The organism is Bacillus sp. MRMR6 (assembly GCF_001940785.1).
GTDB lineage: Bacteria > Bacillota > Bacilli > Bacillales > Cytobacillaceae > Neobacillus.
In genome coordinates this window covers 141816-162590 of sequence record NZ_MSLS01000004.1, presented here as the reverse complement: position 1 = coordinate 162590, position 20775 = coordinate 141816, and the positions used below count along the sequence as shown (strand labels likewise).

General features: G+C 40.1%; 14 protein-coding genes. 3 read left to right on the top strand and 11 right to left on the bottom strand.

From position 1 onward, the window contains the following. The first annotated feature begins 11 nt into the window (after positions 1-11). Both BTR25_RS06535 and BTR25_RS06530 read left to right on the top strand, forming a co-directional pair. A complete protein-coding gene (locus BTR25_RS06535; protein WP_075687259.1) occupies positions 12-2075 on the top strand; it encodes an efflux RND transporter permease subunit in 2064 nt (687 codons plus the stop codon). Positions 2076-2077: 2 nt separating this feature from the next. Next, on the top strand, positions 2078-3871 hold the full coding sequence (locus BTR25_RS06530) for a YhgE/Pip domain-containing protein (RefSeq protein WP_368482973.1): 1794 nt from the start codon (positions 2078-2080) through the stop codon (positions 3869-3871). Positions 3872-4106: 235 nt separating this feature from the next. Here BTR25_RS06530 and BTR25_RS06525 read toward each other — a convergent pair whose 3' ends face one another. The 9 genes from BTR25_RS06525 to BTR25_RS06485 form a co-directional block, all read right to left on the bottom strand. Beyond that, the gene (locus tag BTR25_RS06525; RefSeq protein WP_075687257.1) at positions 4107-6452 is read right to left on the bottom strand and encodes an ATP-binding protein; all 2346 of its coding nucleotides are present in this window, start codon (positions 6450-6452) and stop codon (positions 4107-4109) included. Continuing rightward, on the bottom strand, positions 6443-6805 hold the full coding sequence (locus BTR25_RS06520; protein ID WP_075687256.1) for a response regulator transcription factor: 363 nt from the start codon (positions 6803-6805) through the stop codon (positions 6443-6445). The genes BTR25_RS06525 and BTR25_RS06520 overlap by 10 nt, the downstream gene beginning before the upstream one ends. Positions 6806-6894: 89 nt before the next feature. After that, entirely contained in the window at positions 6895-10137 is a 3243-nt protein-coding gene (locus BTR25_RS06515) for a hypothetical protein (RefSeq protein ID WP_075687255.1), read from the bottom strand. Further along, entirely contained in the window at positions 10130-11515 is a 1386-nt protein-coding gene (locus tag BTR25_RS06510; protein ID WP_075687357.1) for a glycosyltransferase family 2 protein, read from the bottom strand. The genes BTR25_RS06515 and BTR25_RS06510 overlap by 8 nt, the downstream gene beginning before the upstream one ends. 13 nt (positions 11516-11528) lie before the next feature. Then, positions 11529-12581 carry a HEAT repeat domain-containing protein gene (locus tag BTR25_RS06505; protein WP_075687254.1) on the bottom strand — a complete coding sequence of 351 codons (1053 nt, stop codon included), beginning with the start codon at positions 12579-12581 and terminating at the stop codon, positions 11529-11531. Next, complete coding sequence (locus BTR25_RS06500; protein ID WP_075687253.1) at positions 12582-13730, bottom strand: response regulator; 1149 nt, start codon at positions 13728-13730, stop codon at positions 12582-12584. It lies immediately after the preceding gene. A 220-nt stretch (positions 13731-13950) separates the two neighbouring features. Continuing rightward, positions 13951-15126, bottom strand: a complete 1176-nt coding sequence (locus BTR25_RS06495) for a sulfite reductase subunit alpha (RefSeq protein WP_075687252.1) — start codon at positions 15124-15126, stop codon at positions 13951-13953. Between the two features lie 190 nt (positions 15127-15316). Further along, the gene (locus BTR25_RS06490; RefSeq protein WP_075687251.1) at positions 15317-16261 is read right to left on the bottom strand and encodes a Gfo/Idh/MocA family protein; all 945 of its coding nucleotides are present in this window, start codon (positions 16259-16261) and stop codon (positions 15317-15319) included. Between the two features lie 131 nt (positions 16262-16392). Then, positions 16393-16788 (bottom strand): VOC family protein, encoded by a 396-nt coding sequence (locus tag BTR25_RS06485; RefSeq protein ID WP_075687250.1) that lies wholly within the window; start codon positions 16786-16788, stop codon positions 16393-16395. A gap of 417 nt (positions 16789-17205) precedes the next feature. Here BTR25_RS06485 and BTR25_RS06480 point away from each other — a divergent pair, with 417 nt between their 5' ends. Continuing rightward, a complete protein-coding gene (locus BTR25_RS06480; RefSeq protein ID WP_075687249.1) occupies positions 17206-17847 on the top strand; it encodes a glycosyltransferase in 642 nt (213 codons plus the stop codon). 28 nt (positions 17848-17875) lie between these two features. On the opposite strand, the gene BTR25_RS06475 is transcribed toward BTR25_RS06480, so the two are convergent. Both BTR25_RS06475 and BTR25_RS06470 read right to left on the bottom strand, forming a co-directional pair. Then, a complete protein-coding gene (locus tag BTR25_RS06475) occupies positions 17876-19135 on the bottom strand; it encodes an MFS transporter (protein ID WP_075687248.1) in 1260 nt (419 codons plus the stop codon). Positions 19136-19371: 236 nt separating this feature from the next. Then, positions 19372-20682 carry a M14 family zinc carboxypeptidase gene (locus BTR25_RS06470; protein ID WP_075687247.1) on the bottom strand — a complete coding sequence of 437 codons (1311 nt, stop codon included), beginning with the start codon at positions 20680-20682 and terminating at the stop codon, positions 19372-19374. Positions 20683-20775 lie beyond the last annotated feature (93 nt).

The window sequence follows — 20775 nt, the reverse complement described above, 5'->3', positions numbered from 1 at the left end:
GCAAGAAGGAGATGGTTTCAATCAACATCGCAGCAAGAATTTTAAAACATAAAAAAGCAATTGTTATTGGCTTCAGTATTATCACGATTATCTGTGTCTTTGCACAGTTTTTTGTAACTGTTAATTATAATATGGTTGATTATTTACCGGAAGACGCACAATCTACAAAAGCAATAGAGATCATGGAGCAGGAGTTTGAAGGTGCTGTTCCTAATACTAGAATCATGATTCAAGATGTCTCGATTCAGGAAGCACTGTTATTTAAATCAAAGCTTGGCGCGATTGACGGAGTGACAGATGTAACCTGGCTTGATGATGTCATTGACTTAACAACACCGCTTGAAATGGCTGATCCAGAGACAGTGGAGGCGTATTATCATGACAACAAAGCTTTGTTTTCCTTTAGCATTCGCAATGGAGATGAAGTGGAAATAACCAATCGCATCTATGAACTGATTGGTGAAGAAGATGCGATGGCTGGAGAAGCACTCAATACAGCTACTTCACAGAAAATGGCTGGTACTGAATCGATGTATGCTGCGGTATTGTTAGTGCCGATTATCATCCTTATATTAGTTCTTTCAACAAGTTCCTGGATTGAACCGTTGCTTTTCCTGTTGGCAATCGGCGTATCTGTCCTCATCAACTTGGGGACGAACATTTTTATCGGTGAGGTTTCCTTCGTTACCCAATCGGTTGCACCGATTTTACAGCTGGCTGTATCGTTGGATTACGCGATTTTCCTCCTTCATAGTTTTTCTGATTATCGTAAGGAAAAGAAGGACCCTGAAGAAGCAATGACACTTGCCATTAAAAAGTCCTTTCCTGCGATTGCTGCCAGTGCAGCGACCACTTTCTTTGGCTTTATTGCCTTATCCTTCATGACCTTTGAGATTGGTTCTGACCTAGGATTTAATTTAGTAAAAGGTATTTTATTAAGCTTTTTCAGTGTCATGATCTTTTTACCAGCACTTACGGTTAGTTGTTATAAATGGATTGATAAAACACAGCACAAACCACTGCTTCCAAGCTTTAAGAAAATTGGCAGTACCGTTATAAAATTAAGAATACCAAGTCTATTGATCGTATTCCTGATCATGGTTCCGGCCTTTTTAGCACAAAGCCAAACAAATTTCACCTATGGGCTTGGAGAACTTCCGGAGAATACACGTGCCGGAAGTGATCTTGTTAAAATTGAAGAGACGTTCGGGAAGTTTACCCCGATGGTGTTACTCGTGCCGAAAGGAAATACACCTATGGAGGAAGAACTTGTCCAGGAGCTAGAACAGCTTGAAAATGTGACAAGTGTTATTTCCTATGTGAATTTAATCAGCTCTGTTATTCCGCCTGAATACTTGGAAAAATCAATTACAGAACAATTTTATTCAGAAAACTATAGCCGGATCATTGTTCATACGAGTACAGCAACAGAGGGCGAAGAGGCATTTTCGTTAGTAGAACAGGTCCAAAAAACGGCCGCTGGATACTATGGAAAAGACGCCTATTCTCTAGGGGAAAGCGTGACATTATTTGATATTAAGCACGCAGTCGAAAAAGATAATATGGTCGTTAATCTGCTGACTGTGATTTCGATTGCCATTGTTTTGATTGTAACCTTTAAATCCAGCAGCATCCCTGTGGTGCTGCTATTGACGATTCAATCTGCTGTTTGGATGAATTTATCCGTTCCTTACTTTAGCGATTCTTCGTTAGTGTATGTAGGGTACCTGATTATCAGCACCGTACAGCTTGCTGCAACAGTTGACTATGCGATTCTCTTCACAGAAGCTTATAAAGAACATCGTAAGGAAATGAGTGCGTTAAAAGCGATAAAGAAAACCGTTGATGAGAAGATTTTCTCAATCGCCATATCTGCTTCCATTTTATCAAGCGTAGGGTTTATCTTATGGTTCACCTCATCCAATCCGATTGTTTCATCTATTGGACTGCTTCTTGGCAGAGGAGCACTGCTTGCCTTCATACTGGTCGTCTGCTTCCTTCCAGCTATGCTGCTTGTATTTGATAAGCTGATTAATAAAACAACATGGAAAGCAAATTTTCATAAGGAGAAATGATGATGAGAAAAAAAAGATTCCTCTTCGTTCTTATTGCTATAACCCTGGTCTTGCCGTCATTTCTAGTCAATGCTGAGAAAAATGAAACGAAACAGCAGGTCCCGCCTTCAACTGAAGGAGAAATTGCTTCTAAGGACGAGGTGATATACGCCACCCTCAGTTCCACCGGAGAGCAGCAGGAAATCTATGTGGTGAATGTTTTCGATGTGGTCAAAGCAGGAACGATCGTTGATTATGGAGCCTACTCAACTCTAAAAAACTTATCCGATCTTGCCGAAATTCAACAACAAGATACTAAACTGCAATTCCCCGCCCAAAAGGGAAAATTCTATTATCAAGGGAATTTGAAGGATGCACCCTTGCCATGGGGTATTGCTGTTTCTTATCAATTAGATGGAAAAGACATCAAGCCTGCGGACCTGGCTGGGAAAGACGGCCAAGTTGCCATCACCATTCGAACTACAAAGAATGACGGTATTGATCCAGTCTTTTTTGAAAACTATTTATTACAAATCTCTCTTACTCTCGATTCAAGGATATATAGCAATATAGAGGCTCCCAGTGGAATGTTGGCAAACGTGGGAAAAAACAAGCAGGTAACATTTACCGCAATGCCTGATCAAGAAGGAAATTTTTCACTCCGGGCTGAGGCAACAAGCTTTGAGCTTCAGGGTATTGAAATGGCAGCGGTTCCTTCCTCGATGTCAATTGACACACCCGATATTGGGGAAATGACTAATGAGATGGGATCCTTAGCAGATGCGATCAAAGAAATCAACAATGGTGTGGCTGAATTAAGAAATGGTGTTTCCAAACTAAACGATGGTGTTGCAAACTTGCATAAGCACTCAGAACAATATCAAAAAGGTATGTCCAAACTTGATCAGGCATCCTCCGAACTTGTGGGAGCTTCCGTTTCCATTGATCATGCCCTCACTTCTATAAATGAAGCCCTTAATGGCAGCGGCACAACAAAAATGGATGTAAGCGGCCTGAAAGATCTGCCTGTTGGACTATCACAAATGGCAAATGGACTGAATGAAACGGCAGCTGGAATTACTACGCTTAGAGAGAACTACACTGTTGCCTATAACACTTTAGATAGTGCAATGAAGAATATACCAGACTATCAGATTTCTAAAGAGGAAATACAAGCATTATATGCGAGCGGGGCAGACTCTGAGGTATTGGATAAACTGGTTGAAACTTATTCAACTGCCCAGATAGCTAAAGGTACTTATTCTGCTGTTAAAGAAGGCTTTGCAGCCGTCGATCCAACCTTAAACATGCTCAGCGAATCGATCAGCCAAATGAGTAACACATTAACCGGTATTTCAAATGGACTTTCTTCCTCAGTGTCACAGTTGCAAGCTGAAATGGAAACATTAGCTATTGATTATAGTCAATTTCACTCCGGATTGGTGAGCTACACAAAGGGTGTCGGCGAACTTTCAGCATCCTATAAAAAGCTTCATTCAGGAATGACAGAATTATCCGGAGGAACAGCAAAATTAGAGGCGGGGGCAGGGGAATTACACAATGGGACAGATACCTTGTATAATTCCACTAAAAATCTGCCAGATCAAATGCAGGATGAAATCGACAAGATGATGGGAGACTATGATAAATCTGATTTCAAACCGGTATCCTTTGTCTCCACTGACAATGAAAAGATCAACTCAGTTCAATTTGTCATCAAAACAGAAAGTATCAAGATAGAAGAGCAAGAACCAAAAGAAAAACCCGTCAAAGAAACAAAAAGCTTCTGGACCCGCCTGCTTGATTTATTTTTTTAAATATTAGCTGTGAAGGAAAACTATTGATAATTACCATAAGTTGATTAGAGCGGAAGGTGCGAGACTCCTGCAGGAGAAAAGCTACAGGGGATACCTCGCAGGCACATTAGCGTCGAGGAGGCTCCCCGGACCTCCTGCGGAAAGTGAAGCACCTGGAGCGTAAATCCAACAGAGCCAAATATAAGTGCCTGACACCATCATGGTGTCAGGCACTTATTAATTTTATGAACAGTTATTAATCCTCAGTTTGACTTGGAATATGAATTTGTCCATTCAAATCTTTTTCCAATAACGTTTGAAAAATGAACTTTGAAAGCTTACTCGGCGGGTATGGTTTGATTAAATACTCATTCGCCCCAAGGGCCATTCCCTTTTCTTTATCATCTAAAGCAGAGGAAATAAAGATCGGAATACGCTTCAGCTCATCGATGGTTTTCACCTGCTTAATAAAATCCCATCCGTTCATCGTATTCTCACCAAGCATGATATCTAGCACGATGACATCAGGCTGCTCCGCCTTAACTGCCGCTAAAGCAGATTCTGCATTGGAGAAAACTTTGACATGAAAATTACTCTCTTGCAGTTCGGCTTGCAGCAGATTGGCATGACTAATATCATCCTCGACCACAATCACATTTACTTTACCAGATTGGTTTGAGCGGTCTTGAGGATTTAATTCATGTACGTCCCTCATAATGCCGACAACCAGCGGGAAACTAATGGTAAAGGTACTTCCTTCTCTCGGGACAGACTGAACCGTTATATCCCCTTCATGCGCCTTCACAATTTCCTTCACAATTGCCAGACCAAGTCCGGTCCCGCCGATTTTTCTGCGATCCGAATTATCTACCCGGTAAAATTTCGTAAATAACTGATCAAGAGCATCTTCTGGAATTCCCAGGCCTTCATCCTTTATGGCAATGTTCAAGTTTGAACCCTCTTCGAAAAGAGTAACAAAGATATTCCCGCCATTAGGGGAATATTTAATCGCATTGCTCAAAATATTAGTAAAGATTTGTGCTAGTTTATCCTTATCTCCGTAAACCATTGTATGGCTGGTATCCGCTTCTAAATGAATCGCATGGTTAGGATTATTTAGCTGATAGGTTTCAATGATATCCTGAAGAATCGGAGCAACGTCCTCATATTTCTTTTCATACGTTTGTTTTCCTGCTTCCATTCGCTGGACATCAAGGAAGTCATTTATGAGAGCGGTTAGCCTTTTTGCTTCTTGGTAAATGGTTGTTAAATACTTCTTTTGCCGCTCTGGCTTTAATTCTTTATTTAAAATCAGCTCGGTAAAACCCAATACACTCGCAAGCGGGGTTCGGAGCTCATGACTGACCGTACTGACAAATTCAGACTTCATTAAATCGACTTCGTATTCCTTCGAGATATCTCGGTGAACAATAACGGTTCCAATCTTTTGGCCGTCCCTTTCCAGTGCTTCACAATAGACCTGTATGACTCGCTCTGCAGGCACATGCTGATGATAGATGATCGACGGCTCACTCACTTTTCCCTGGAACAAAATCTGTTCGAAAAACTTAGTTACTTCCGCTCCATCTTCCGTTGAGTTTCCTAATTCTTCAATCCAGTCCTCGTACTTTTTGTCGACTATTTCAGAAGGACGGGAGCCAATCAAATCACACATCTTTTCGTTCACTTGAATAACCCTGCCGGAAGGGTCAACCAATAGAATGCCCTCTTTAATGGTGTCCAAAATATTTTGTGTTAACAGTCGCTCTCCTTCTGACTGTTCAATCAGACGGAGTAAATCTTGTTCTTTTTCTTGGATGCTTTTACTCATTTTTTCAAAGGCTTTTGAAAGCAGCCCTAACTCATCCTGACGATTGGTAGTGTCTGTAAACAAGACCGTCTGCCCATCTGCAATCTTACTTGCAGCTATGGTCAGATTTTTAAGAGGACGCCCAATCTTCCCAAGAGTAATACGGGTCAGTAAAGCCATCCCACCTATTAGGACAAAAAGGATAGCAGCAAATACTAATTGACTTATAAAGTTTTTTTTCGTTTGCTCCTCTTGAATTTCCAAGCTTTGTTGATTCAACTTATCTGTATATTCTTTCAAGCTGCTTTGATAGGCGCGGATGGTCTTGGAGCCATTTTGATTTACAGCAATCCGGGCGACCTCGTCAAGATTACCTGAATCATACAGCTGCTTTGATTTTGGCATATTATTGAAAAAATAATAGTTGTAAAAATCCTCTGTGTGCTCAATAAACACGAAATCTTCCGCACTGTCTGCAATCCTCTTTAAATCAGCTAATTTCTCTTGAACAATCTGTTCTTGTTCCTGTACCCTTTGAAAATATGTTATTTCTCCTTTAAAGGCAAAATAAGCTCTCATCTCAGATATTGCCATATTAAACGCATAATCAAGCCCAGACGCAAGTATTTCCTTTTGCACCAATTTTCCATTCGTTGTTTCAAACTCTTGCTGCTGCTCGTTTTGATACACGATTAGGATGGTCGTTAATAAACTAAAGGCTAAGATAATCGTCATGGTTAGAACGCTGAATTGTTTTGCTAAGCTTGTCTTCAAATACTTATTTAGCTGCACTTTAAGATTTCCTCAATTCGTTCAACAAGTTCGAGTGGACTAAACGGCTTACTCATAAAATAATCTGCTCCTGTATCTAATACCTTTTGCTGTTCGGCAGACTGACTTTTGGCACTGAGCATCATGATTTTTGTCTGATTGTGTTCTTTACGAACCATTTGGATTAGTTCAAGCCCCGTGTATACGGGCATCATATAGTCTACTAGAATCAGGTCGTATGAATTTTTTCGGATAAGTTCGTACGCCTCTTCTCCGTCACAGGCTTCATCGACCTCATGCCCCTCGTCTTCCAAGGTATCTACAACTAGCATTCGTAGAACTTCCTCGTCTTCTGCAAGTAAAATCTTCGCCATTATTGATCGGCACCTCCCAACACTTTTACGTAAAAAGATAGACTGGCATAGTTTTTATCTCTTATATGCCAGACTATCTTTTTTGCTTATTACTTAGCTTTTGCTTTTTCAAAGGTATTTTTCAAGATGTCGTACGATTTCTTTAAGCGTTCATGGTACACGGGTTTGTCCCAGTTTTCCCATGTATAGTGCATCCAATCGCCATTCGTGCTTGGTAGTCTCTGGATCAGTTCTTGTTTAGTATCTGACACGAGAATAGCTGCTGAAATGGAATCGATTGTCACCGTGCTATTAATCCCGACACTCGACCATACATCTCCCATCACTTGTTTTTGACTTGGATCCTTTACATTTAACATCAGCCACGGCAGACGAAGTTCAAGGACGCCATCTTTATGATAAAAGTCTGCAAGCGAGTTGTAATCTTCACTCTCTGGGTTTCCATTGCCATAAAGTAATTTTCCTGTTTCATCGGAGGAAAATGGCACTGTTATAGAGCCTTCCTGCCTGTTGATGGTTAATTCTTTATTTAATGTAAGGCGGATTGGATGGTAAATACCGTTATTCTTTTTACTGACCTCTGGTTTTGTCTGAATCATCTTCAGCATCTGTCCATAGTGATAATAGAAGGTATCGTAATAGCTATCAATCAACACTCGGGAATGATCCTTGCCATCCAACTCAATCAGAAAATCAATCCCTGCTTCCTGCACGAATGGAAGATTAGGCACAGACGATTGCCCCTGATTTTGTAACGTGTCCAATAAGATGGAAACTTTAAATTCATGATCCTCCCAACGTGCTTCATCATAATCAAGTCGGATATATAGAGCCCTGCTATCACTTGATAGATATACATCTTTAATTGGACCATTTTGATCGCTTTGAACGGGCTGTGCTTTTCTTACCTTCCAGTCGTGTGAACCACCATCGACTTGTAACTGCGTTTCCTTTGTATCTGGCTCAAAGCTCAGTAAACCAAAATGCTGTTCATTTGTTTGGATGTTATCCCAAAATGGTCGTCTATTCGGATTATCATAATCCATCGTATTCCAAGTTCGTTTAAACCACTCATCCTGCCATGAAAACACAAGACCACCGGCTAAATTTTCTGTAACGATATCCTCAAATAAACTCGTTAACAGCCTGCCCTGTTCCTGTTCAGAATGATTTCCTTGGTCAAAACCGTAGATATTTTCATGAGTTAAACCCCTTGACGCGGGAATTCCAAATTCCGCCACAACCAAAGGCATGGTATGATGCTGCTTTATATCGTTTAAATACCCGGCATAATTATTTTTATTGCCACGATGATCGACATACTCCACATACTTCTCCTCATAATTTAAAAAGTCAGGATAATAGGGGTAGATGTGATAAGAGGCAAACATGCCTGGAAAAAAGCTTTCTTTAGCCTTAATTACATTCGGATTGACTGAGACCAAATCTTCCGCAGCATCTGGTTCTGCAGGATGTGAGAGTACGTCTGTCGTTACCCAGTTCGTGAAACTCATCGGATGCTGCCAGCTATAAGCTTCTGCCTCATAAGATGCTGTGTAATCCATCATTTCTGCAAGCCAAGCCTCAAATGGTGTTGCATTTTCCGTCATCATATAGGTTCCATCGTAGCTAGTATGATCAGGATTATGTTCATTGGTCCCCACAACCGCTTCAGGGTCCCACTCCACCCCGATCATCCAGCCTAACAGATAAGGTGACAAATCATGAATATATTTTCCACTTGCATGCCCTGGCCTTGCTAATAGCTCCGCATTTCCATGGATTAAATCAACTGTACGTTTAATTTCTTCTTTAAATTCATCTGTAACAGCCGCATCAAAGGCATTCTTCCTTGCTAAAAATACCTCTTCATTTACCCAGACACCATGAAATAAATAAAGCGGAGCTACTCGATTGCGGTTATGCTCATATAATGCCTGATAAAACGCAGGTGGATGAATGGTATAAACTCGGACAGCATTCGCGTTCATGTTACTGATCTGCTCGAACCACCGTGCATACTCATTCTTGGTAATACTTGTTTCGCCCGGGAAAGAGCCTGGCTTGGCAATTCCCATATTAACTCCTTTGACAAGCATATTCTTCCACTTGCCATTCTTATAGACTTGCAGATACTCATCACCTGCTTGTCCATTTATCTTCATTCCAGCCTCCAATTTCACTTCTGGTTCAATAAAACTTGTTTCTTGCTCTACTTTTTTATCAGCCCTTAAAATTTCTTTCATCATCGGCACATATGCTTTCCAATAGAAGGTATCTGTTCTGCCCTTCTTTTCAAAGGAAAATAACTTCTGCCACCAGGCAATACCCTTCATTTGATAAATGGCAGGTAAATTTTCCTGGTCGGCAAAATCGCCGGCAAAATAGTAACTATCATAGGATTTTGCGATATGATGGATGACTGCAGGGAAGGTACTTGGCAATTCTGCCCCTTTTAGTTTATCCTTACCGCTTTTGGTAAGAGACATTTCAAAGTTTGCCTCTACCTCATTAGGATCCCTTGCTTCAATGACATCAAACCAGTAATTGTAGGGGAAAGCCTTTTTTAGATGATAAGCTTTAGAGCCGCTTTCTGTGAGCTTGAAAAGAACCGGCTGGTCTCTGATATCCTCATTTGTCAACACAATAACCTGATCCTCTTCGTTAACAAAGACTAAGCCATTACCTCTATAGGAGTAGACTTTACCATACTGTTTTTCATAATTTTGCTTGAGCCAGACTGGAACCTCCGTATTACTCAGATCATTAAAATACCGCCCCATCCAGCCTGTCCACCGTACATTCAGCAATTGATAAAATTCTTCCCTTGTTTGCTGCTCGGTTGGGGAACCAAATGTATTAAATTCAGCGATTAGCGTTTGATTATGTTCGACTAAAGAGGAGCTGATGATATTTACCTCTTCTCTCGTCATCCCGCCATACAATAATTTGGAACGATTACCTTCTGGATTTTCAGCAAGGTATTCATTCTCGTAAACACCATAGCTATCTGCTACGTATAGCACATCATAATTTGATAAATCGTTTGGCATTTCTCTTGTATGAAATATCGGCGGTTCATCCGTTGGGATAAAGCCCGCATAGTCGATATCTGCTTGATATACTTCATTTCCATTCTTTGTATACTTCAGATGGTTGAGAAGCCATATAATCCCTTTATGTTCACGATAGGATTGATCTGGTACCGTTTTATCTAAGATGAGAACATTTAACTCTTTACCAGGCTGGGCGATCCATAACCATATGGGTGCAGAGAACAGAAGAAAGAGAAGGACAATCCCGCCGATAATCATTCTATTTTTTCTAATCATTTGATACACCTTTTCTAACCATTTCTCCCCAGCCTCGTTTTCCAATTAACGTTTCAAATATGCCTTCCACTCTCCAAAGTACGGTGAGCGGCCGGTACCAAAGAGTTTCTGTAAGAGAAACAAAAAATAAAACAGCAAAATGACGTACGCTTGGATACCTTTCCATGCTCCATTCCTCTAACAAAACGGCAGCCATCGAATAAATCGATCCATATATTAAAGAGAGCACGAAAAAAACAAGAGCGTATTCCAAATAAATATTTCCTGTAAAAATTGAAACGATTAACAATATATACCCGATCAGTTCAATTAATGGTCCTAAAAATTCAATAAAGAAGAAGTAGGGCATAGAAACTAAGCCAATTGAACCGTACTTCGGATTAAACATCAATTTGCGGTGTCTCCATAAACTATCAAACAAGCCTCGATGCCATCTTTTTCGCTGGCGCCGCAGAAACTTGATTGATTCAGGGGCTTCTGTCCAACAGACTGGGTCCGGAACATACACTATTTTTTTATTTAATCCTTTTTCTTTCACTAGTCGATGAAGCCGAACAACGAGCTCCATATCTTCCCCAACCGTATGGGCATAGCCTCCTGCTTCAACTACCCATTTTTTCGAGAAAACACCAAATGCACCCGAAACAATTAGCAGCAGATTATTTTGGCTCAAACCGACACGTCCGGTCAAAAAGGCCCGTAAATACTCAATAACCTGCATGATCACGATGGGCTTATTCGATAAGCCTACACGAACCAGTTCACCGCTTTGAATGTTACAGCCATTCGCAATTCGCACACTTCCTCCTGAAGCAATCACTTCATCATCCGATTCTATAATTGGTTTCAATACTTTTAGGAAGGCATTCCGTTCAATGATCGAGTCTCCATCAAGCGAACAGAAATATGGATATCTTGAACAATTAATTCCAACATTTAAGGCGTCTGCTTTCCCGCCATTTTCCTTATCTATAACAATCAAATTCGAGTAAATGGTTGATTGATAGATACCTCTTACCCGTTTTGTCTCTAGCTGCTGCCGGATCACTCGGTTTGTTTTTACTAACTTGAATTTTGACTGCAGTTTTTCAAGCGTATCATCTGTTGAGCCGTCATTGATAATAATAATTTCGTACTCTGGATATTCAATACTTACTAACGAACGAATACTTCCATAGATACCGGCCGACTCATTATATGCCGGTACAAGAATGGATACCGGCTTTGTGTATTCAGACTGTAACAAATCTTCATAGGGGTCAAAATCATCTAACTGGTAAGTTTTCCGAATTTGCAAAAGGGAGGAGATGAGCATAGCACCATATACCAATATGATCATGGCCATATAAATTAAAATAAGCCAGCTAGCTGCCATCATAACATCAGACCAATTAATAGGAATAATGACCACGCCCTTTCTCTAGCCATTCTATTGCCATATCTTTTGCAAAGGAATCGCTTGTTTCTTCTATTACATTTTGCAAAGTAGATTCACCATCTTTAAACCTTAGAATTGCCTTCGCACTTTCCGCACGAACCACATATTCGCGGTCGGACAATTGGCTGATCAGCCGGTCCTTGTATTGCTCTAATCGTTGAACCCCTGATACCTTTGCAGCCATCATTCGAATCTGCCAATTTTCAGAATCAAAGAACGGTCCAATTAGCTTTGTATCAATCGGAACTCCTGAATTCGCATACGCTTTTAAGGCACGAATTCGTAATTCCTCATCATCTTCTTTAAGCAGCTTCTGTAAGAGATTATGCTTATTAATCATTTGGTTTTTCCCAATCGTTTCGATCAACATGTATTGGATTTTTTTAGGGTATTCATTAAAATCCTCTAAAAATTGATTAAGCGTATCTTCCTCAATCGTTAATAGGATGGATAACAGCGAAAATTCCGATAAACTCTGATGGATGTCTTTTAAATACTGAAGCGTTTTAGGGTCATTGAAGTTAGCCAATAGTTTGATAATTTGCGTTTTTTCAGCAATGGTCGTCCGGCGTTTTTGATATACTCTGTGTAAAGTAGGTAATAAATGGTCCATATAGAAAACCTCAACCAAATATAGAGCGTTAATCCTAAGACTCCAGCGTTGTTTATTAAGTTCTCGCTTAATATAATGTGTTAAGTTTTCCTTTGCCAATATCCGAATCCTGTCCTTAACATCTGAATCATCAAGAACATTAGAAAATTCACCTAAAAGCTCTATCACTGCTTGAAGCTTTTCCCCTTCTGGCTTAAGCTCTAACAGTCCACCATTTCCCGATTGCAAATAATGAAACATATCTAAGCGGATTTCTTCTTTTAATTGAATTATTCTTTGCTTTATTTTGTTATTAAAGTATTTTTTCACAGCCAAATACAAAAAAAGGCTCGTTTGAATAAATAACATAGCAAGGAATAGGATGAAAAGGGTAACTAACGTGATTTCAATCATTTACTTCACCCTTTTGATTAAGTGGCCTAGACGGGATTCTAAATCCAATAGCTTAAAGGGCTTTGTAATATAATCATCTGCTCCTAGTTGTATCGCCCTTGCTATGTCTTGGCCGCTTTTCCGTGTTGTAAGCATGATAATGGTGTATTTTTCTTGGTTCGGCAAATCCCTTAGCATTTGAAGAACTTCTAAACCATCCATTCGCGGCATCATCCCGTCAAGGATTATCAAATACGGGTGTTCACTTTCGAGATACCATTTTGAGTCATAAAATTCCATACCATCCGTAAAGGATTTGATGTTTAACGTAAATTCTTCAATCATCTTACTCTTACTAATTAAGTCTGTAAGCATTGTTTGGATAATAGGGTCATCATCCACAACCCCAACATTGATGATCTTTTTATTATTTCGGTTTTGATTGCCTAAGATATTCTTTGTTTGATGTATTAATTCATCAATCGCACGTTTTCTCTCCAGCTGCCGCTTGATTCTTACTATTAACTCTCCAATCTCAATAGAAGTCACTATCACATCATCCGCACCATTTCGAAAGCTATCAGATCTTATCTCCTTCGAAAGACCATTACTCATCATAACAACCGGAATATGGGGCTGCTCCATAATACCCCTCAAACTCATCAATACCTCTTGACCGCGATCACCATTTATCTGGAAATTAATGATGACGCAATCCGGATTCAATTTGTTAATGGCAAGAACCGCTCGCTCCGGGTCTGCGATAGCGATTACAGACCAGCCATTTTCTTCTAGAACATCTTTTAAATACATGATTAAACTGGTATCATCATCGATTAATACGATTAGTTTTTTTAATTTTATCTCTTGCCTTTGTCCGATTATTTCATCTATATTTGTGTATTCCTCATAATAAAAGTTCGAGATTAAGGGCAATAAAAATTGTTGCAGCTCTGCCTTTGACCATTCTCTCTGCTCACTCTCCTCTAATTGGCCCATTAAAGATTGTGCCGTATCACCGGCCCGGTCTAAGCCGATGGTGGCAGCGGTACCAATAATGGAGTGAAGAAATCTGTATAATTCAGTATGATCGATAGTCCCGGGTTCGTTTAACCATGCCTCAAGCTGTTTTCTAATATTTTTTATTAAGGTTTGTTTATATTTGTTCATTTCCGTCTCCTGTATGTTTTGAGATCATATATTTTCTGCTGAAATCTAATCCACTAATGTTGAAATAACCCTTTTTATAATATCATGTGAACTCTTTCGTTCATAACCTTTTCACAACTCAAAACACAGTATTCATTTGAAAATAACCTTAAATACAAAGAAATCCTCCGAACCAAACGATTCGAAGGATTTCTATTTAAGAGGATGTTACCTTTTTCAATTAATACACATCGCGTAGGTAACGTCCTTGCTTCTGCAAATCTTTAAGATACGCTTCAGCTGCATCGCGATCTAATGAACCTTCATTTTCAATCACAGTAATCAGTGCTTCGTTTACGTCCTTTGCCATGTATTCTTTATCCCCGCAAACGTAGAAATAAGCTCCATTTTCAAGCCACTCAAATAGTTCCTTGCTATTTTCAAGCATTTTATGTTGAACATAAACTTTTTGAGACGTATCACGAGAGAATGCAGAGTCAATTCTAGTTAAAACTCCATCCTGCTGATAGTTTTCCAATTCGTCTTGATAGAGGAAATCAGATGCCGCATGCTGGTCCCCAAAAAACAGCCATGAACGTCCAGCTTTCGGGTTGACTGCTCGTTCCTGTATAAACGAACGGAAAGGCGCAATACCGGTTCCAGGACCCACCATAATGATATCTTTATCCTGAGACTCCGGCAATCGGAAATGCTTATTGGTTTGAACAAATACAGGAACCGTATCACCTTCCTGAATACGTTCAGCACATAAAATAGAACAAACCCCTTTGCGCTCACGAGCATGTGCCAAATAGCGTACTGCACCAATTGTTAGATGAACTTCCTCTGGATTAGCGGCAATACTGCTTGCAATGGAATAGAGGCGCGGAGGCATTTTTCTTAATAAAGAAACGATTTCTTGAGCAGATGCCTTCCATGGGCCAAAATCACGGAACAAATCAAGTAAATCACGCCCATTGCAATATTCCTTTAGTCGGTTACTGTTTTCAACTAACACTAGATTTTGTAGCTCTTCGTTTTCTGTAAAGGCAGCTGCCTGTTGTAAAATCTTTTTCGTCAGCAGTGTAATTTCAAAATAGGTTGTTAATGCTTCTTTAAGTGGCTGTGTATCGCCCTGTTTATTAACAATAACAAGCTCTTCCTCATTCCACTCCATTTCTGTAAGAAGGGAAGCCACAAGCTCTGGATCATTTTCAGGGATAATTCCAAGTGCATCCCCAGGCATATAAGAAAGGCCTGAACCTTGTAATGATAACTCTATATGTCTCGTTTCCTTGCTAGAACTTGTTCCATTCAAATTACTATTTTTCAGAACCTTCGCTTGAAATGGATTGTTCCTCGAGAATGGCAGACTTTCACTTTTGGTATTTTCAGGATTTTCCAATGTAAGTTGCATAGCTCTTAACCTCCAAAAGTTATATATAAAAAGAATAGCACAGTACTAGAATAGCAGATGTGTGTTTTAACACACAATGTACAAATATTTCAAATCGGTTTAAAGGTATTACGACCCATATTCTTTTGTTAATTTCATAGTGATGGAATCTACCCATTCTCCTTCAAACTACACAAGCATTTTTAGGGTCTTATCGTTTCCGAAGAGCTTCCAGCATCTTTTGAGCTTGATAACCTGCTGTAAAATCATAGAGCTCTGCGTCTTCACCATTAACTGCTTTTACTAGTTCATCAATTAAGCGGTTTGGTGTTACTTCCTCAAAGGAGATGTCCTTTATGTCCTCACCACTTTTTCCTCCCCTTAATTCGCCCCAGTTTTCAAGAGACAAGATCCCTTCTGTGCCAAACGCCGTAAAGCCAATATATTCTTTTCCGGCAATTTGACTTAAGCCCTCAATTAAGAAAGGCGTCCCGTCAGCAAGCTCTGCGGTTGCGATAATGCCAGTCTCACATTTTTCTAGATCATCTGGCAATTCCAACCGTGTTTGGATATTTTTAACCTCGCCAAATAGCTTTAAGGTTTGTTGAATAAAGTGGACACCCACTTCTAAAACAAAACCCCCTTGTTCTCTCCCGCCAACCCAATCATTCTTTTGCCACAAGCGCGGCCATTCTGGAAATTGCATCATAAGCTGTAACCTTCGCAGCTTGCCTGTATAATTTTCACCTATCAATTCAGCAAATTTTGCTGCTGCCTGACCATAATTCAGCGGGAAGTTCATCGAGTGAATGACACCTGCTTTTTCGGCCGCCTCAGCCATTTCCTTTGCCTCTTCTAAAGAATTGGCCAAAGGTTTCTCACATAAGACATGCTTCTTGGCCTTTAAAACATCCATTACAATCTGATGATGATATTTCGGCGGAACCGCCACATAGACAAGGTCTACTTGCCGATCAGCTATTATGTTTTTATAGTCCGTATAAAAATGTACTTTCCCAAGCTCATTTGCTGTTGCTTTTGCGAGTGACTCCAAAGTGTCACATACAGCTGCAATTTCAACCTGTGGATGTTCTCTGAACTGGTTAATTAGACGTTGGCCAATTGCCCCTAAACCAATAATGCCAATATGTAACATGAATACCCCTCCTAGTTGTAACTATTATTATCCTACATTAGGAAAATGATGGTGTCATTTAAATATTCTTCAAAGTCACAAGAAAAAGAAAGGCAGAGTATTCCGCCTTTCTACATTATCTTCTTATACCTTTATTTTGCGTTCGCATCCGGCTGATGAATTCCGAAAACATTGCCTTCTGTATCAAGATAGTACCCTTGCCAAGCCATTCCTGGAAGAGCGTACTTCGGCATGGCAACCTGGCCGCCGTTCTCTAAGATTTTTGCTTCCGCTTGATCGTAATCTTCCACACCCATTGTACAGGAATACCCATTTATTGCTTGGTTTGGTTCAGGCGGAGCACTTTGACGCTGCATCAAAGCCCCATTGATCCCTGGTTCATTTTCATCACCGGTTACTACCCCGTAATAAGGCATACCCGCATATTCCGTCCAATCCTGGAAGGACCACCCGAACACATCACCGTAAAACTTCTTTGCCCGCTCCATATCTGTTACATGGATTTCGAAATGAACTAATCTTCCCATATGTACCTCCTAGTTTTCTTATAAAATATTGCTACCTTAACCATTCATTTCTTCACTTCTATTTTCCTCTCTATTATCGTAAAGTTTATGGAAAAATATCCAATATTAGGGATTTTATATATAATTTGCTGTTGTACTCTAAATTACAGGATCGAATGTCCACTTAGATGTTCTTGGAAGATTAAGGGGAAACTTCGTCCGAATTTGAGCTATCTTCGGACAAGCGCAGTGATCTAAGTCACCTTTGTCCGAACTTTGGTTATCTTCGGAAAGGACACAGGGATGGGTCCACAACATAAAAAGCGTGCAGTAGAACCGTCCCTGTGCACCCAAAATATTCGCATACAGATATGAATGTATAATCTCAATTTATCAATAATATAAAGGAAACTTATACTTTTAAAAGGAGCAGGTTTGATGAAAAAATTATTAGTAATGGGACTAAGTTTGATGTTTCTGTTTAACATACAAGTTGGAGCAAACAACGCCCATGCAGCACCCCAGAAACAATCCATTACCCTATCAGAGGTAAAGTTCCACAATGAATTTAGAAGACTTTGGTTTGATCATGTATTATGGACGAGCAACTATATTACCAGTGCCACAACAGCAGGATCTGAGGACCAGAAACAGGTGCTCGCAAGGCTTCTAAGAAATCAAGAGGATATCGGTAACGCAATCAAGCCGATATACGGCGAAGATGCTGGGAAAAAACTAACTGATTTACTTAAAGAGCATATTGTGATTGCCGGAAAGATTGTAGATGCAGCTAAAGCTGGTAAGGGAGACATGGTTAAGCAGCTAGACAAAGAATGGCATAGAAATGCTGACGATCTAGCGGCATTCCTCAGCGGTGCCAACCCTAATTTAAAAATGGTAGACCTAAAGAAGTTGCTGTATAGACATTTAGAATTGGTGACAAATGACTTATCCGCAAGCCTAGTAAAAGATTGGGATTCAAGGATTACTGCGATAGATGAAGGGGTAACACATATCATCATCATGTCAGATGCCATCTCAACAGGAATCGTGAAACAGTTCCCCGAGAAGTTTAGATAATATTCTTTAAAAGGGCAAAGGGACGGTTCTACTGCTTCCTTGAAGCAGTAGAACCGTCCCCTTGCATCCTCTCCTTAATCGACGCCACTCCTAGCAAACCGATGATCGAAAAAATAACCGGTGTAATGAAACTATAATAATATCCTTTACCAATACTTCCTGAAGCAAAATGATCCAATATCATACCAAAAATGCTTGGCAGGAGAACAGCACTTAGAAATCCTCCCGTGTTCGCAAATCCAGAGACAATGCCCGACTCACTAATTGGAAACGTCTGACGAACGACTGCAAAGGTTAACGCACTTGCCCCAAAGCCAAAGCCAATAATAAAAAAAAGTGCAATTAGCAAATAGTATGGTGGACTCCCTTTAAATAAGAGAAAGGCTGCCCAACACAATAAGATTGTAAAATGAACAGCAACATAAGGTTGTTTAATGGTTCCTAAACGACTTGAAATCCAGCTTGCTAGCGGAGCCCCTATCAGTGCACCAATAAGACCAATCATGACCAGCTGACTGGCATCCGAGCGCGACATTCCATACATAGTCATTCCATACGGCACTGCCCATGAACCAATAAACCCTATATAAGCCCCAACAACACCAAAGTGACAAAAGAATAAAGCCCAGGCTTGCCGGTTCCTAAAGATTCTTCGTAATAAATCTAACGTATTTTCGCGATTTTTCTCATTTTCTGCGGATATTATTTGGAATTGTTTTGGTTTTTTTACTAGGACAAAATAAAGGAGAATACCACACAGACATAAAACCATTCCCGCTGAAAGAAATGCACCCCTCCACCCTAGTATGTCAATCCAGGCTGAGAAAGGGACAGTCGCTAAAAGGAAACCTAAACTCCCAGTCATCCCCGCCCAGCCAATTAATCGGACAAATTCTTTCCCCTTAAACCATTGACTCAAAATTAACACCATATTGACCCAGATGGTCGCATCTCCTATGCCAGTAAGTATTCTAGCAAAAAACAGGATAACTTCATGGGTTCCAAGACTATAAAGGATGGTACCAACACCTGTAAGAGAGGAGCCAATGATGAGAAAAAAATTAGGCCCAAAACGATCAGCCAAAAGCCCCATTGGAATTTGTAAGCCTGTGTAGACTAAAAACTGAATACTTGTCAGCAGCCCAATCGTTGATGCTGTTACACTAAAATCCCTCATCAACTGATCGGTAATCAAACCAGGAGCAGTCCGCTGGCTTGCCATTAACAAATAGGTAAACAATACAGACGCAAAAACGACCCATCTAAACCTGCTATTTTGTTTGTCCAAGGATTTCTACTCCTGTTAGCTTTTTACTCTTATATATATGGAGTTCCGATAATAGTAGAAATGTTTTTTTAGTACGATAAGATATAAATAGTGGAAATTGAAAAAAACAAAACTTATTAGACATGTCCAATAAGTTTTGCCTCTGTTAATTCCATTAAAATACTGTCAAATCCGAACATCTATAAAACATAATTTTCTCCAGTGGTATTCAGATTGTCCTTTTATCCCCTTAGTTATTAATCCCTAGTAGTTGGATCGGTGATTCGGTTTGTTGATTCTGGGATATCATCATAAACTTTTGTATCAACATCGTGAATAGAACTATCGGCTAGTCCCTTAAAGACTGCAAATAGTGGTTGAGTTACCGTTTCCTTCAGCATACCTGCCTGCTTTTGTCCCAGAGTTTGGCTTTGGCCTTTAATTTCAATCAGCATGATGGCGGTATCGTTTAATGCGAATGCACCAAGAGCAGTACCCGGCAAGTTCACATCCGGATATTTTTGAACTGCACCAAAATGAGATTGACCTTTTTGCAGTGTTAGTGCCGATAGGGCATTTACTTGTTTTCCAAGCTTCAGGACATCCTCATCCACTTCATATTGTTTACCCGTAAATGGATCTGTATATGGATCAGCGACTACCGCTGCAAACTGGACAGGTACCGAGCGATTATCTTCATCGGAAACCGTATTGAAACCGCGGTGATGCACATCCACAAATACGTCCGGTTGGAATTCCTGGAAAACACTTGTAACAGTGCGTGCTTCTGCTGTGACATAAAAACCGCCATAATTACTGTTATTTGTTGCCCTTGAATTTAAGAATTCTGCAACCTCACTAAGATTCTGGTTCTCCACTCTGAAATCGAGGTTCGGATTATAATCCCTGTTCTGGTCGTAACCAGGGATACCATAAACGACACGACCGTCATTATTTTGAGCTCTTTCACTGCCATCGCTGTTGTAATACCATGGTGCTACTGTTTCAGTTGGCAGGCCAATGTTTTCTGGCAGCCAAGTCTGATGCGTATATCGAGTCGGATACCACTTACCGTCGAATAGATTATCTGATCCTTCTGGGTTAATACGAGGCATAATCCAGACCGATACGTTTTCTAAGATTTCTTCGACTTCCGCTCCATTAGAAGAAAGCTTTTGAATGATATCAATGGCTGCTTCGGCACCAATCTGTTCATTTCCGTGAATTTGAGCGGTAATCAGAATTCGCTTCTTGTTCGGATCATTGTCTCCGAATTTTGCTACATAGATTGGTTCGCCCTTGTCCGCTTCTGTTTGATAGCCATCAGGAGCGAGGTTAGAATAACCGGCGATTTCAAGCTTCATCTTTCCCTTTGAGGAGGCTTCAAGCTTTTGAAGCTTCTTTGCTAATTCCTCGTTTGACATATAGCTTGATAATGAAATATTCTGGTTGTCTTCAATGTAAGGTCCGTTTGGTGTTGATTGCGGATTTGCGAAGGCAGCAGAAGATACACTTACAGTTAGAGCCAGCGCTGTTGGTAAGATGACTTTTGAAAACTTCTTTTTCATAAAATCCCTCCTAAATGTTTGTCCCAATTAACTTTATGTATTTCTTTTATTTCGGGACTCGAGATAAATTTTAAATGATAGCGGGGATAAATG

Bases quoted from the DNA above. Each gene is read 5' to 3' on its own strand.
- BTR25_RS06485 (WP_075687250.1), bottom strand. From the start codon at position 16,788: ATGGGAAGATTAGTTCATTTCGAAATCCATGTAACAGATATGGAGCGG.
- BTR25_RS06480 (WP_075687249.1), top strand. From the start codon at position 17,206: ATGAAAAAATTATTAGTAATGGGACTAAGTTTGATGTTTCTGTTTAAC.
- BTR25_RS06520 (WP_075687256.1), bottom strand. From the start codon at position 6,805: ATGGCGAAGATTTTACTTGCAGAAGACGAGGAAGTTCTACGAATGCTA.
- BTR25_RS06530 (WP_368482973.1), top strand. From the start codon at position 2,078: ATGAGAAAAAAAAGATTCCTCTTCGTTCTTATTGCTATAACCCTGGTC.
- BTR25_RS06535 (WP_075687259.1), top strand. From the start codon at position 12: ATGGTTTCAATCAACATCGCAGCAAGAATTTTAAAACATAAAAAAGCA.
- BTR25_RS06495 (WP_075687252.1), bottom strand. From the start codon at position 15,126: ATGCAACTTACATTGGAAAATCCTGAAAATACCAAAAGTGAAAGTCTG.
- BTR25_RS06505 (WP_075687254.1), bottom strand. From the start codon at position 12,581: ATGATTGAAATCACGTTAGTTACCCTTTTCATCCTATTCCTTGCTATG.
- BTR25_RS06490 (WP_075687251.1), bottom strand. From the start codon at position 16,261: ATGTTACATATTGGCATTATTGGTTTAGGGGCAATTGGCCAACGTCTA.
- BTR25_RS06515 (WP_075687255.1), bottom strand. From the start codon at position 10,137: ATGATTAGAAAAAATAGAATGATTATCGGCGGGATTGTCCTTCTCTTT.
- BTR25_RS06510 (WP_075687357.1), bottom strand. From the start codon at position 11,515: ATGATGGCAGCTAGCTGGCTTATTTTAATTTATATGGCCATGATCATA.
- BTR25_RS06500 (WP_075687253.1), bottom strand. From the start codon at position 13,730: ATGAACAAATATAAACAAACCTTAATAAAAAATATTAGAAAACAGCTT.
- BTR25_RS06470 (WP_075687247.1), bottom strand. From the start codon at position 20,682: ATGAAAAAGAAGTTTTCAAAAGTCATCTTACCAACAGCGCTGGCTCTA.